This window comes from Variovorax multivorans, assembly GCF_051216835.1.
GTDB lineage: Bacteria > Pseudomonadota > Gammaproteobacteria > Burkholderiales > Burkholderiaceae_C > Variovorax.
The window spans coordinates 69,438-81,658 of record NZ_JBPJZL010000011.1; the positions used below are offsets into that span (position 1 = coordinate 69,438).

Annotated in this window: 13 protein-coding genes; 12 read left to right on the forward strand and 1 reads right to left on the reverse strand. The window is 67.1% G+C overall.

The annotated features are described in order from the left end of the window. From ACSFCA_RS26205 to ACSFCA_RS26240, 8 genes are all read left to right on the forward strand, one after another. Entirely contained in the window at positions 1-774 is a 774-nt protein-coding gene (locus ACSFCA_RS26205; protein WP_258351720.1) for an MHYT domain-containing protein, read from the forward strand. A 99-nt stretch (positions 775-873) separates the two neighbouring features. Continuing rightward, complete coding sequence (locus ACSFCA_RS26210; RefSeq protein ID WP_435461618.1) at positions 874-2,484, forward strand: acyl-CoA carboxylase subunit beta; 1,611 nt, start codon at positions 874-876, stop codon at positions 2,482-2,484. Continuing rightward, positions 2,481-4,427 carry an acetyl/propionyl/methylcrotonyl-CoA carboxylase subunit alpha gene (locus tag ACSFCA_RS26215; protein ID WP_435461617.1) on the forward strand — a complete coding sequence of 649 codons (1,947 nt, stop codon included), beginning with the start codon at positions 2,481-2,483 and terminating at the stop codon, positions 4,425-4,427. Before ACSFCA_RS26210 ends, ACSFCA_RS26215 begins: the two co-directional genes overlap by 4 nt. Positions 4,428-4,461: 34 nt before the next feature. Further along, positions 4,462-5,361 (forward strand): SDR family oxidoreductase, encoded by a 900-nt coding sequence (locus tag ACSFCA_RS26220; protein WP_258351724.1) that lies wholly within the window; start codon positions 4,462-4,464, stop codon positions 5,359-5,361. Positions 5,362-5,384: 23 nt separating this feature from the next. Continuing rightward, positions 5,385-6,545 carry an acyl-CoA dehydrogenase family protein gene (locus ACSFCA_RS26225; RefSeq protein WP_435461616.1) on the forward strand — a complete coding sequence of 387 codons (1,161 nt, stop codon included), beginning with the start codon at positions 5,385-5,387 and terminating at the stop codon, positions 6,543-6,545. A gap of 14 nt (positions 6,546-6,559) precedes the next feature. Next, on the forward strand, positions 6,560-7,735 hold the full coding sequence (locus ACSFCA_RS26230; RefSeq protein WP_435461615.1) for an acyl-CoA dehydrogenase family protein: 1,176 nt from the start codon (positions 6,560-6,562) through the stop codon (positions 7,733-7,735). A gap of 107 nt (positions 7,736-7,842) precedes the next feature. Continuing rightward, complete coding sequence (locus ACSFCA_RS26235; protein WP_258351727.1) at positions 7,843-8,601, forward strand: slipin family protein; 759 nt, start codon at positions 7,843-7,845, stop codon at positions 8,599-8,601. A gap of 83 nt (positions 8,602-8,684) precedes the next feature. Next, entirely contained in the window at positions 8,685-8,987 is a 303-nt protein-coding gene (locus tag ACSFCA_RS26240; RefSeq protein WP_435461657.1) for a Dabb family protein, read from the forward strand. Positions 8,988-8,997: 10 nt separating this feature from the next. Here ACSFCA_RS26240 and ACSFCA_RS26245 read toward each other — a convergent pair whose 3' ends face one another. After that, the gene (locus tag ACSFCA_RS26245) at positions 8,998-10,275 is read right to left on the reverse strand and encodes a DEAD/DEAH box helicase (RefSeq protein WP_435461614.1); all 1,278 of its coding nucleotides are present in this window, start codon (positions 10,273-10,275) and stop codon (positions 8,998-9,000) included. Positions 10,276-10,316: 41 nt separating this feature from the next. Here ACSFCA_RS26245 and ACSFCA_RS26250 point away from each other — a divergent pair, with 41 nt between their 5' ends. The 4 genes from ACSFCA_RS26250 (at position 10,317) to ACSFCA_RS26265 (ending at position 12,216) form a co-directional block, all read left to right on the forward strand. Then, the gene (locus ACSFCA_RS26250) at positions 10,317-10,691 is read left to right on the forward strand and encodes a translation initiation factor Sui1 (RefSeq protein ID WP_371127361.1); all 375 of its coding nucleotides are present in this window, start codon (positions 10,317-10,319) and stop codon (positions 10,689-10,691) included. 7 nt (positions 10,692-10,698) lie between these two features. After that, positions 10,699-10,935, forward strand: a complete 237-nt coding sequence (locus tag ACSFCA_RS26255; RefSeq protein ID WP_093053658.1) for a DUF3820 family protein — start codon at positions 10,699-10,701, stop codon at positions 10,933-10,935. Between the two features lie 181 nt (positions 10,936-11,116). Further along, positions 11,117-11,527: an RNA recognition motif domain-containing protein gene (locus tag ACSFCA_RS26260; protein ID WP_093076793.1), complete on the forward strand. Its 411-nt coding sequence runs from the start codon at positions 11,117-11,119 to the stop codon at positions 11,525-11,527. A gap of 200 nt (positions 11,528-11,727) precedes the next feature. Beyond that, positions 11,728-12,216, forward strand: coding sequence for a tripartite tricarboxylate transporter TctB family protein (locus ACSFCA_RS26265; RefSeq protein ID WP_093053650.1), 489 nt, complete (start codon positions 11,728-11,730; stop codon positions 12,214-12,216). Positions 12,217-12,221 lie beyond the last annotated feature (5 nt).

Here is a 12,221-nt window from a genome sequence, read left to right on the forward strand (position 1 = left end):
ATGACTCCGCTCGTCGTAGGCCAACTCCTGTCGCCCGAGTACTCCCTGGGCATGGTGGCGCTCTCCTTCCTGATCTCATTCGCGGGCTCGCTGGTGGCCCTCATCTGCGCCAGCCGCATGGTCGGCGCGGACGGCAAGCCCAACCTCGCCGTCGTGGCCTGCGCCGCGGTGGCGCTGGGCGGCATCGGCATCTGGTCGATGCACTTCATCGGCATGTTGGCGTACCGCCTGCCGGTGGCCATTTCGTACAACATGCCGCTCACGGTGGTGTCGCTGGTTGCGGCCATCCTGATCTCCGGCATTGCGCTGTACATGGCCGGCGGACGGCGCAAGTTCAGCAAATCGGGCTGGCTCGCCGGCAGCCTGCTGGCCGGCATCGGCGTCTGCGTGATGCACTACATGGGCATGTTCGCGATGAGCATGCGCGCCTCGATGAACTTCGACCTGGCGGTGGTCGGGCTGTCGGTGCTCATCGCCGTCACCGCCGCCGCGGCGGCCCTGTGGCTGGCGTTCAACCTGCGCAAGTTCTCGCACAAGGTCGCGGCGGCCGCCGTGATGGGCGTGGCGGTCTGCACCATGCACTACGTGGGCATGAGCGCGGCCAGCATGGTCTGCATCGCAGCCGCGCCCGCCGACGCGCTGGCCATCGGCGGCAGCTACATGGGTCTCACGGTGTTCGGCACGGCCGGCGCGGTGCTGATCTTCATCTACTGGGTGGTCACGGGCAGCAGCCTCGATGCCCCCGTTGCCGCGCCACGCGCGCGCGCCGGCTGATGCCCGGTTGACGACCAGCTAGTAGGCGCAAGCGGGCGCGGCGCCCGCCCCCTAGAGTCTGTGCAGAGCGAAAACAAGCGACCTGTACAGACTCTTCCCATGCCCGTCATCGAATCCCGGCTGCAAGCGGCCAGCGACACCTTCCAGGCCAACCGCACCGGCATGCTCGCGCTACTCGACCAGGTGCGCGCACACGAGGCCCGCGCCGTAGCGGCCTCCGGCGCTTCGGCCGAGCGTTTTGCCAAGCGCGGGCAGCTGCTGCCGCGCGAGCGCATAGCGCTGCTGCTCGACACCGGCGCGCCCTTTCTGCCGCTGGCCTCGCTCGCGGGGCTGGGGCAGGACAACCCCGACCTGGAGAAGAGCGTGCCCGGCGGCGGCCTGATCTCCGGCATCGGCCAGGTGTCGGGCGTGCGCTGCATGGTCAACGCATCCGACTCGGGCATCGACGCCGGCGCGCTGCAGCCCATGGGCCTCGACAAGCAGCTGCGCGTGCAGGAGATCGCGCTCGAAAACAAGCTGCCCTACGTGCAGCTGGTGGAAAGCGCCGGCGCCAACCTCATGCACTACCGCGTGCAGGACTTCGTGCGCGGCGGCAACATCTTCCGCAACCTCGCGCGGCTGTCGGCTGCGGGCCTGCCGGTGGTGACGGTGACGCACGGCTCCTCGACCGCGGGCGGCGCCTACCAGACGGGCCTGTCCGACTACATCGTGATGGTGCGCGACCGCACGCGGGCCTTTCTCGCGGGACCGCCGCTGCTGAAGGCAGCCACCGGCGAGATCGCGACCGAAGAAGAACTGGGCGGCGCGGTGATGCACACGCACATCTCGGGCCTCGGCGACTACCTGGCGGAAGACGACCGCGACGCCATCCGCATCGCGCGCTCGATCCTCGGCGGCATCGACTGGGCGCGCAACGAAGCGCCGCGCCAGTTCATTCCGCCGCGCTACGACGCCGAAGACCTGCTCGGCATCATGCCGAGCGACGGACGGAGGCCGGTCGACATGCGCGAGGTCATCGCGCGCATCGCCGACGGCTCCGAGTTCCTTGAGTTCAGCGAGCACTACGGTAGCGCCACCGTCTGCGGCCACATCCGGCTCGAAGGCCACGCCGTGGGCATCGTCACCAACAACGGCCCCATCGATTCCGACGGCGCGACCAAGGCCACGCACTTCATCCAGGCCTGCTGCCAGACGCGCACGCCCATCGTCTACCTGCAGAACATCACGGGCTACATGGTGGGCCGGGCGCACGAGGAGGCCGGCATCATCAAGCACGGCGCGAAGATGATCCAGGCCGTGACCAACGCCAGCGTGCCGCAGATCACGCTTCACTGCGGCGCTTCGTACGGCGCGGGCAACTACGGCATGTGCGGCCGGGGCTTCGCGCCGCGCTTCTGCTTCTCGTGGCCCAACGCGCGCACAGCCGTCATGGGCGGCGAGCAGGCTGCGAAGACCATGGCCATCGTCATGGAGGCGGGCATGGCGCGCAAGGGCGCGATCGACCACGCGAAGATCGACGCGATGCAGCAGCAGATCGTCGAACGCTTCGATCGGCAGATGAGCGTTTTCACCACCAGCGCGCTGCTGCTCGACGACGGCGTGATCGACCCGCGCGACACGCGTGCGGTGTTGGCGGAAGTGCTCTCCATCTGCCGCGATGCCGATGCGCGCGTGCCGCAGCCGATGCAGTTTTCGGTGGCGCGGCCATGAGTGCATTCCACAAGATCCTGATCGCGAACCGCGGCGAGATCGCGGTGCGCGTGATGCGCACTGCGCGCGCGATGGGCTACCGCACGGTGGCCGTGTACTCCAGCGCCGATGCGGAGGCCGAACATGTGCGGCAGGCCGACCAGGCAGTGTGGATCGGCGAATCTCTGCCCGCGCAGAGCTACCTGAACATCGCTGCGATCATCGAGGCCGCGCGCGCCAGCGGCGCCGATGCGGTGCATCCGGGCTACGGCTTTCTCGCGGAGAACGCAGCGTTCGCGCAGGCCTGCCGAGACGCGGGACTGGTCTTCATCGGACCATCACCGGAGGCCATTCGCGCGATGGGCGACAAGGCCGGCGCCAAACGGCTGATGCAGGCGGCGGGCGTGCCGTGCATTCCGGGCTACCAGGGCGAAAACCAGAGCGCGGAGACGCTGGCGGCCGAGGCAGCACGCATCGGCTGGCCCGTGATGATCAAGGCAACGGCGGGCGGCGGCGGGCGCGGCATGCGGCTCGTGACGTCGGCCGCTGAATTCACCGCGCAGCTGCACAGCGCGCAGTCCGAAGCGCTCAACGCATTCGGCGACGCCACCGTGATCCTGGAGCGCGCCATCGTCGCGCCGCGCCATGTCGAGGTACAGATATTCGCGGACCGGCACGGCAACGCCATCCACCTCGGCGAGCGCGACTGTTCGGTTCAGCGGCGGCACCAGAAGGTCGTCGAAGAAGCGCCCTCGCCGGCAGTGTCTGAAGCGCTGCGCGAACGCATGGGTGCCACCGCCGTCGCTGCGGCGAAAGCCATCGCCTACGAAGGCGCGGGCACGCTCGAATTCCTGCTCGACGCCGAAGGCCAGTACTGGTTCATGGAAATGAACACGCGCCTGCAGGTGGAGCACCCGGTGACCGAAGCGGTGACGGGCCTCGACCTCGTCGAGCTGCAACTGCGCGTCGCGGCCGGCGAACCTTTGCCGCTCGCGCAGCAGGACGTGCGCATCACAGGCCATGCGATCGAAGTGCGTCTGTGCGCCGAAGATCCGCGGCAGAGCTTCATGCCGCAAAGCGGCACCCTCACGGCGTGGCGGCCCTCTGCCGCGCTGCGCGCCGAGCACGCCTTGCGCGACGGGGCCGCCGTGCCGCCCTTCTACGACTCGATGATCGCCAAGCTCGTGGCGCATGGCCGCACGCGAGAAGAAGCCCGGCACCGGCTGATCGCGGGCCTGCAAGACACGGTAGCGCTCGGCATCTCGACCAACCAGCAGCTTCTGCGACGCGTGTTGTCGCATGACGTGTTCGCAAGCGGTGCTGCTACGACCGCCTTCATCGGCGATCACCTCGACGCCCTGCTCGCCGCAGACGCGGCGAACGACACCCGCGCCGCATTGCTCGCCGCTCTGCTGCTCCAGTTGGGCGAGCGCGGCTGGCCCTCGCCGCTCGCGCACACGCTCCCCAACGCCCTGCGCTTCGCGCTCGACGGCACGGTGCACGCGGCCCGCGTGACACCATGCGGCGCCGGTCGGTTCGACATTGCACTGGGCGACAAAGCACCTGTGCAACTCGCCTTGCTCGCTCTACCCGGCAACGGCAGCCTCCGCTTCTCGTGCGACGGCCTGTCCGAACAAGCCTTCGTCGTGCGGCAGCCCGACCGCGTGGATTTCCACTTCCGCGGCCAGTCATTCCAGCTGGAAAACCTCACGCACGTCGCGGTTGCACGCACCGACGACACCGCCGGCGACGGCCTGCTGCGCGCATCCATGAACGGCCGCGTGATCGCCCTGCTGGTGGCCGAGGGCGATGCGGTCGCCGCAGGCCAGCCGCTCGTCACGCTCGAAGCGATGAAGATGGAGCACGTGCACTGCGCGCCGCGTTCCGGCCGTGTCGCACTGCATGTCGCGGTGGGCACGCAGGTGGCCGCGCGCCATGTGGTGGCCGAGGTCGCCGACGCGTGACGCTCTTCAAGACAAGTTTCCGAAAGTCTTCCGCATGAATGCATCCTCCCGCTACCGCTCCGTCTTCGCACCCGGCCTGTTCGGCGGACAGGTCATCGTCGTCACCGGCGGCGGCTCCGGCATTGGCCGCTGCACAGCGCACGAACTCGCGGCGCTCGGCGCGCAGGTGGTGCTGGTCGGCCGCAAGCCCGAGAAGCTCGACAAGGTGCGCGCCGAGATCGAAGCCAGCGGCGGCAAGGCCAGCACGCAGGCCTTCGACATCCGCCAGGAAGAAGCGGTGCGCGCAGCCATAGCCGCCGTCGTCGCCGCGCATGGCCGCATCGACGGGCTCGTGAACAACGCAGGCGGCCAGTACATCACGCCGCTCGCCGCCATCTCGGCCAAGGGCTGGGAGGCGGTGATCCACACCAACCTGACGGGCGGCTTCCTGGTCGCGCGCGAGTGCTACGTGCAAAGCATGCAGGCCAACGGCGGCGCCATCGTCAACATCGTGGCCGACATCTGGGGCTCGATGCCCAACATGGGCCACAGCGGCGCGGCGCGCGCCGGCATGGTGAGCTTCACCGAGACGGCCGCCGCTGAATGGGCCGTGAGCGGCGTGCGCGTGAACGCGGTGGCGCCGGGCTACATCGCATCGAGCGGCATGGACCACTACCCGCCCGAAGCCGGCGACATGCTGCGCGCCATGCGCAACACCGTGCCCGCCGGGCGCTTCGGCAACGAGGCCGAGACCTCAGCCGCCATTGCCTTCCTGCTGAGCCCCGCGGCCAGCTTCATCAGCGGCAGCGTGCTGCGCGTGGACGGCGCACGGCCACAGGTGCGCATGGGCTGGCCGATGGAAATTCCCGACGCGCAGACGCAGCAGCGCGCGGCGGTTCGGCCTTTCGATGGCTTCCATCTCGCGCAGACGCCGCGCGTGTTCCAGGACAAGTAAAGAACGACCGGAGACAAGACACCATGCAGTACACCCACGAACACCTCGAAATCCAGAAGACCCTGCGCCGCTTCATCGACGACGAGATCAACCCGAATGTGGACGAATGGGAGGCGGCCGAGATCTTCCCTGCGCACGAGGTGTTCAAGAAGCTCGGCAATCTCGGCATGCTGGGCCTGAACAAGCCAGAGGCCTTCGGCGGCGCCGGGCTCGACTACTCGTACGCGATGGCGATGGCCGAGGCGCTGGGCCACATCAGCTGCGGCGGCGTGCCGATGGCGATCGGCGTGCAGACCGACATGTGCACGCCCGCGCTCGCACGCTTCGGCAGCGACGAACTGCGCCGCGAGTTCCTGGCGCCCGCCATCGCCGGCGACATGGTCGGCTGCATCGGCGTGAGCGAGCCCGATGCGGGCAGCGACGTGGCGGGCCTGAAGAGCCACGCGCGCAAGGACGGCGACGACTACCTCATCAGCGGCCAGAAGATGTGGATCACCAACAGCCTGCAGGCCGACTGGATGTGCATGCTGGTCAACACCAGCGACGGCCCGGTGCACCGCAACAAGTCGCTCGTGATGGTGCCGATGGACAGCCCCGGCATCGAGAAGGCGAAGAAGATCCGCAAGATCGGCATGAATTCGAGCGACACCGGGCTCATCTACTTCGACAACGTGCGCGTGCCGCAGCGCTACCGCGTCGGCGAGGAAGGCCAGGGCTTCGTCTACCAGATGCAGCAGTTCCAGGAAGAGCGGCTGTGGGCCGCCGCAAGTTCGCTCGAACCGATGGAAGACTGCATCGCGCAGACCATCGAGTGGGCGCAGCAGCGGCAGATGTTCGGCGCCACGCTGGCCGACCAGCAATGGGTGCAGTTCAAGCTGGCCGAGCTGAAGACCGAGGTCGAGGCGCTGCGCGCGCTCACGTACCGCGCCTGCGACCTGCATGTGCAGGGCGAAGACGTGCTCGAACTCGCGTCGATGGCCAAGCTCAAGACCGGCCGCCTCACGCGGCAGGTGTCCGATACCTGCCTGCAGTTCTGGGGCGGCATGGGCTTCACGCTGGAAAACCGCGTTTCGCGGCTGTACCGTGACGGCAGGCTGGGCTCCATCGGCGGCGGTGCCGACGAGGTGATGCTGGGCATCCTCGCGAAGACCATGGGCATCGCCAAGCGGCCGCCGCGCGGTTGAACGAGCAACGCCGCATGAACGCCGAACTGCAAGCCGACCGAGCCGCGCTCGCCGACACGGTGCGGCGCTTCGCCGAAAGCGAGATCGCGCCGCATGTGCAGGCATGGGACGACGCGGGCGAGTTTCCGCGCGCGCTCTACGCGCGTGCCGCCGAACTCGGCCTGCTGGGCCTGGGCTATCCGGAAGAACTTGGCGGCACGCCCGCCTCGTATTCGCTGAAGCTGCCTGCGTGGGTCGCGCTCGCGCGCCATGGCAAGAGCGGCGGCGTGCTCGCGAGCCTGTTCTCGCACAACATCGGCCTGCCGCCCGTGGTGCTGCATGCAAGCGACGCGGTGCGCCAAGAGGTCGTGCCGCAGGTGCTGCGCGGCGAGAAGATCGCGGCGCTCGCCATCACCGAACCCGGTGGTGGCTCCGACGTGGCTGCGCTGCGCACCACAGCAAAGCGGGAAACAGACGGCGACGGCGATCACTACGTGGTCAACGGCGAGAAGACCTTCATCACCTCCGGCATGCGCGCAGACTGGATCACGGTAGCCGTGCGCACCGGCGAAGGGCGCGGCGCGGGCGGCATCTCGATGCTGATGGTGCCAGGCGACACGCCGGGCCTTTCGCGCACGCGCCTGTCGAAGATGGGCTGGCTGTGCTCCGACACCGCGACGCTGCACTTCGACAACGTGCGCGTGCCGGCGCGCTACCTTCTCGGGAACGAGGGCGAAGGCTTCCGCATGGTCATGGGCAACTTCAACGGCGAGCGCATCGGCCTTGCTGCGGGCGCCCTGGGCTTCTCGCAGGCCTGCCTCGATGAGGCCCTGGCCTGGGCGCGCGAGCGCAAGACATTCGGCGCTGCGCTCATCCAACACCAGGCGGTGCGCCACAAACTGGTCGACATGCAGATGCGCATCGCCTCCACCGAGGCCTGGATCGAGGCGGTGTCGGTCGAGGGCGACGCGCTCGAAGCAGCCGGGCGCTTCAACGCACCCGAATGGGTCGCGCGGATCTGCATGCTGAAGAACCACGCGACGCAGACCATGCAGTTCTGCGCCGACCAGGCGGTGCAGATCCTCGGCGGCATGGGCTTCATGCGCGGCACCGTAAGCGAGCGCATCTACCGCGAGGTGAAGGTGATGATGATCGGCGGCGGGGCCGAAGAGATCATGAAGGAGCTGGCAGCGAAGCAGATGGGCTGGTAGCCGCAGGCCTTTCTTAGCCGGCCTTTCTTTCTTCGTGCTGCGAGGAACGCCGCCGCGCGCCGGTTGTCCAACCATCCAGCGCTTTCGCTGGGTCGCAGGAGACCGACATGCTCTCTCTCACCTCCGGCATAGGCGCCGTCATCATTGTTCTGCTGGCGGTGCTGCTGTTTTCAGCGGTATGGATCTTCCGGGAGTACGAACGCGGCATCGTGTTCACCCTCGGGCGCTTCTCGAAGGTTTCGGGGCCGGGCCTGGTGCTCGTGATACCGGCCATCCAGCAGGTGGTGCGCGTCGATCTGCGCACCGTGGTGCTCGAAGTGCCGACGCAGGACGTGATCTCGCGCGACAACGTGTCGGTGAAGGTCAGCGCGGTCGTCTACTTCCGCATCGTCGATGCCGAGAAGGCCATCATCCAGGTGAAGGACTTCTTCAACGCTACCAGCCAGCTGGCCCAGACCACCCTGCGCTCGGTGCTCGGCAAGCACCAGCTCGACGACATGCTGGCCGAGCGCGAGAAGCTCAACCTCGACGTGCGCGAGTCGCTGGACGTGCAGACGGCGTCATGGGGCATCAAGGTGTCGAACGTGGAGATCAAGCAGATCGACCTGACCGAATCGATGGTGCGCGCCATCGCGCGGCAGGCCGAGGCGGAACGCGAGCGGCGCGCCAAGGTGATCCACGCCGAGGGCGAGCTGCAGGCCTCGGAGAAGCTGTTCCAGGCCGCGCGCGTGCTGGCGCAGGAGCCGCAGGCCATCCAGCTGCGCTACCTGGAAACGCTCACGGTGATCGGTGCGGACAAGAACACGACCATCGTGTTTCCGCTGCCGGTGGATCTGATATCCAGCTTCCTCGGCAAGCACGCATAGCGCACGGAAACGGAAAACTGTTCTTCACGCGCGGGGCGCGCGGCGCATGGCCTTTCGCAAGGCACGTGCTTACCATCGTCCGCATGTTCAAGCACATCGTGATGTGGGACCTGCGTGGCGACACGCCGGAAGAAAAGACGCAGGCCCGCCAACTGCTCAAGCGCAAGTTCGAATCGCTGCGCGGCCAGATCCCGGGCCTGCTGCACATCGAAGTGGGCGTCGATTCGAGCCGCGCAAGCTATGCCTGCGACGTGGTGCTCTACAGCGAGTTCGACAGCCAGGCCTCGCTCGACGGCTATGCCACGCATCCGGCGCACCTGCGCATTCGCGAAGAGCTGGGCGACCTGCGCGTCGCGCGGCACCAGGTCGATTACGCGGCAGACTGATCGGCGCTGGTCAATCGTTCTTCTCGGGAGCATCCCCCCGGGCCGCGGCAAGCGCAGCAGCCGTACGCAACTTGTCTTTCTTGCTCGGCCGCTTGCCCTTGATGCCGCCCGTGCCCGACGCATCGACCACTGGCACCGCCACTTCCGTCGGCTCGAAGCCTTCGACACGCTCACGTGGCAGGCTCAGCCCCTGGCGCTTCTCGATCAGCCGGAAATGCGCCTCGGTCGATGCGCTCACGAAGCTGATCGCCAGGCCGCTCTCTCCCGCGCGGCCCGTGCGGCCGATGCGGTGGATGTAGTCGGTCGGCGAGCGCGGCAGGTCGTAGTTGATGACCACGGGCAGCTGCGCGATGTCGATGCCGCGTGCCGCGAGGTCGGTGGCAATCACCACGTCCCAGCGGCTCTGCTTGAACTGCGCAAGGATGTCGGTGCGCGTACCCTGCGCGATGTCGCCGTGGAAGGGCACTGCGTAGATGCCGTTCTTGTAGAGCTTCTCGGCCACGATCTGCGCGGCGTGCTGCGTGGCGACGAAGACCAGCACACGGTCCCATTCGTTCTCGTGCTGCTTCAGCAGATGGCGCAGCAGCTGCGTGCGACGGGCGGCGTCGACCTCGATCACGCGCTGCACGATGTTCGGCTCGGTGCCGGGCTCGCCCTGCACGTCGACGACGGCCGGGTCGTGCAGCATGCCATCTGCCAATGCCTGAATGGCGCTCGGAAAGGTGGCGGAAAACAGCAGGTTCTGGCGCTGCTTGGGCAGCAGCGCGAGGATGCGGCCGAGTTCTTCGGCAAAGCCGAGGTCGAACAGGCGGTCGGCTTCATCGAGCACGAGCATCGACACGGCATCGAGCTTCAGCGCGTTGTGCTCGACCAGGTCGAGCAGACGGCCCGGTGTGGCAACGACGATGTCGGCACCGCCGCGCAGGCCCATCATCTGCGGGTTGATCGACACGCCGCCGAATGCGACGACGATCTTCAGGCGCTCGGGCAGGTGCTGCGCCAGGCTGCGCATGGTCTCGCCGACCTGGGCCGCGAGTTCGCGTGTGGGCACGAGGACCAGCGCACGCACACGGCGCGGCGACTGCGCAGCTTCGGCGACTAAGCGCTGCAACAGGGGCAGGGAAAATGCGGCGGTCTTGCCGGAGCCGGTCTGCGCCGAGCCCCGCACGTCGCGACCTTGCAGAATCGCGGGGATGGCCGCGGCCTGGATGGCGGTCGGCGCGGCATAGCCGCTTTGGGCGGCAGCCTGCACGAGCGCGGGGATCAGGCCCAGTGAGTCGAATGGCATGTAAGCAGACAGAGAGAGAAGAGACGAATCGAATGTCGACGATGAAACAGCAGCGCAATCAGTCCGGCAGCGCCCTGGTGTACTCCACCGAGGCGGGCGGGCGCATGTGCCCCGACTGCGGGGAGCCGGTGGCCCAGTGCCGCTGCAAGGAACTCAAGGCGCGCGTTCCGGCCACCGACGGCATTGTGCGTGTATCGCACGAGACCAAGGGGCGCAAAGGCAAGGGCGTGACGGTGGTCAAGGGCGTTGCGCTCGATGCGGCGGCGCTCACGGCACTCGGCAAGCAGCTGAAAACGGCCTGCGGCTCGGGCGGCACGGTGAAGGACGGCGTGATCGAAATCCAGGGCGACCACCGCGAAACGGTGATCGCCGCGCTCGTGAAGCAGGGCCACACGGTCAAGCGGGCGGGAGGCTGAGCGCGCGATGAAACCCGAAGACCTGCAGCGCCTGGTGACGCTCGAAATGCCTTTTGGCAAGCACAAAGGCACGCTGATTGCCGATTTGCCCGGAAATTACCTGACGTGGTTTGCACGCGAGGGTTTTCCCTCGGGAGAAATAGGCCGGCTACTCCATTTGATGCATGAAATAGACCACAACGGGCTCTCGGACCTGCTGAAACCGTTGCGAAACCGCCCGTCGCGCCGGGATGTTTCTCAATAACACACGATTTCGCCACGTTTTTTGCAATTAGGGCTGGATAATCCGGCCTACGTGTCTGTGAGCTTTGTCTCCCGTGCACGTAATTCGGTGATCGGTCAGTTTCGCGCCACAGCGCATTTTGTTTGTTGTGATTCTGGGACTCCATCGCTTTGTCTTGTTGGTTTGAATTAGGAGTCCCTCAATGGGCAAGAAACTCTACGTAGGCAACCTCGCCTACTCCGTGCGTGACAACGACCTGGAACAAGCCTTTGGCGAGTTCGGCGCAATCGTCAGCGCCAAGGTCATGATGGAACGTGACACCGGCCGTTCGAAGGGCTTCGGCTTTGTCGAAATGGGTTCGGATGCTGAAGCACTCGCAGCCATCGAAGCCATGAACGGCCACTCGCTGCAGGGCCGCGCCCTGACGGTGAATGAAGCCCGTCCGATGGAAGCTCGTCCCCCCCGTACCGGTGGTGGCGGCGGCTACGGCGGCGGTGGTGGTGGCGGCGGCTACGGTGGTGGTGGCGGCGGCGGTTACGGCGGCGGCGGCGGTGGCCGCAGCGGTGGTGGCGGCGGTTACGGCGGCGGCGGCGGTGGTCGCGGCGGCTACTAAGCCCTTCCCTCCAGAGCCTTCGGGCTTCTGAATAAAAAGCTCCTTCGGGAGCTTTTTTCGTTTGTGGCCCTCTGTGGCGCAGGGAGCGCCGAGGGAGAACCCTCGCCCTGCGGTAAGCATTTGTCCGTACCGGGCAGGTCAGCCAACGGTCAGGCCCGCAGAACGACCCTCACTCCTCCATACAAGAGGGGCGAGACGACATGCGCATCAAGAGTCAGGCTGACTTCTTTTCAGGAGTCATGTTCACCACCGTGGGGGGCGCCTTTGCGATAGGCGCGACCACCTACACCATCGGCGACGGCGCCCGCATGGGGCCGGGCTACTTCCCGCTCATGCTGGGCATCCTGCTGGCCATCCTCGGGGCCATCATCATGTTCCAGGCGCTGGTGGTCGAAACCACCGACGGCCACCCGATCGGCAAGTGGGCCTGGAAGCCGCTGGCCTTCGTGCTCGGCGCCAACCTGGCCTTCGGCGTGCTGCTGGGCGGCCTGCCCAGCATCGGGCTGCCGGCCATGGGGATGATCATCGCGATCTACGCGCTCACGATCATCTCGAGCATGGCGGGCGAGCACTTCAAGCTGCGCGACGTGCTGATCCTCTCGACCATCCTGGCGGCTGGCAGCTACGTGGCCTTCATCTGGGCGCTGAAGCTCCAGATCCAGGTCTGGCCCACTTTCATTTCGGGCTGAGGAGC

Coding starts and splice junctions, on each gene's coding strand:
- ACSFCA_RS26205 (WP_258351720.1), top strand. CDS start 1: ATGACTCCGCTCGTCGTAGGCCAACTCCTGTCGCCCGAGTACTCCCTG.
- ACSFCA_RS26210 (WP_435461618.1), top strand. CDS start 874: ATGCCCGTCATCGAATCCCGGCTGCAAGCGGCCAGCGACACCTTCCAG.
- ACSFCA_RS26215 (WP_435461617.1), top strand. CDS start 2,481: ATGAGTGCATTCCACAAGATCCTGATCGCGAACCGCGGCGAGATCGCG.
- ACSFCA_RS26220 (WP_258351724.1), top strand. CDS start 4,462: ATGAATGCATCCTCCCGCTACCGCTCCGTCTTCGCACCCGGCCTGTTC.
- ACSFCA_RS26225 (WP_435461616.1), top strand. CDS start 5,385: ATGCAGTACACCCACGAACACCTCGAAATCCAGAAGACCCTGCGCCGC.
- ACSFCA_RS26230 (WP_435461615.1), top strand. CDS start 6,560: ATGAACGCCGAACTGCAAGCCGACCGAGCCGCGCTCGCCGACACGGTG.
- ACSFCA_RS26235 (WP_258351727.1), top strand. CDS start 7,843: ATGCTCTCTCTCACCTCCGGCATAGGCGCCGTCATCATTGTTCTGCTG.
- ACSFCA_RS26240 (WP_435461657.1), top strand. CDS start 8,685: ATGTTCAAGCACATCGTGATGTGGGACCTGCGTGGCGACACGCCGGAA.
- ACSFCA_RS26245 (WP_435461614.1), bottom strand. CDS start 10,275: ATGCCATTCGACTCACTGGGCCTGATCCCCGCGCTCGTGCAGGCTGCC.
- ACSFCA_RS26250 (WP_371127361.1), top strand. CDS start 10,317: ATGAAACAGCAGCGCAATCAGTCCGGCAGCGCCCTGGTGTACTCCACC.
- ACSFCA_RS26255 (WP_093053658.1), top strand. CDS start 10,699: ATGAAACCCGAAGACCTGCAGCGCCTGGTGACGCTCGAAATGCCTTTT.
- ACSFCA_RS26260 (WP_093076793.1), top strand. CDS start 11,117: ATGGGCAAGAAACTCTACGTAGGCAACCTCGCCTACTCCGTGCGTGAC.
- ACSFCA_RS26265 (WP_093053650.1), top strand. CDS start 11,728: ATGCGCATCAAGAGTCAGGCTGACTTCTTTTCAGGAGTCATGTTCACC.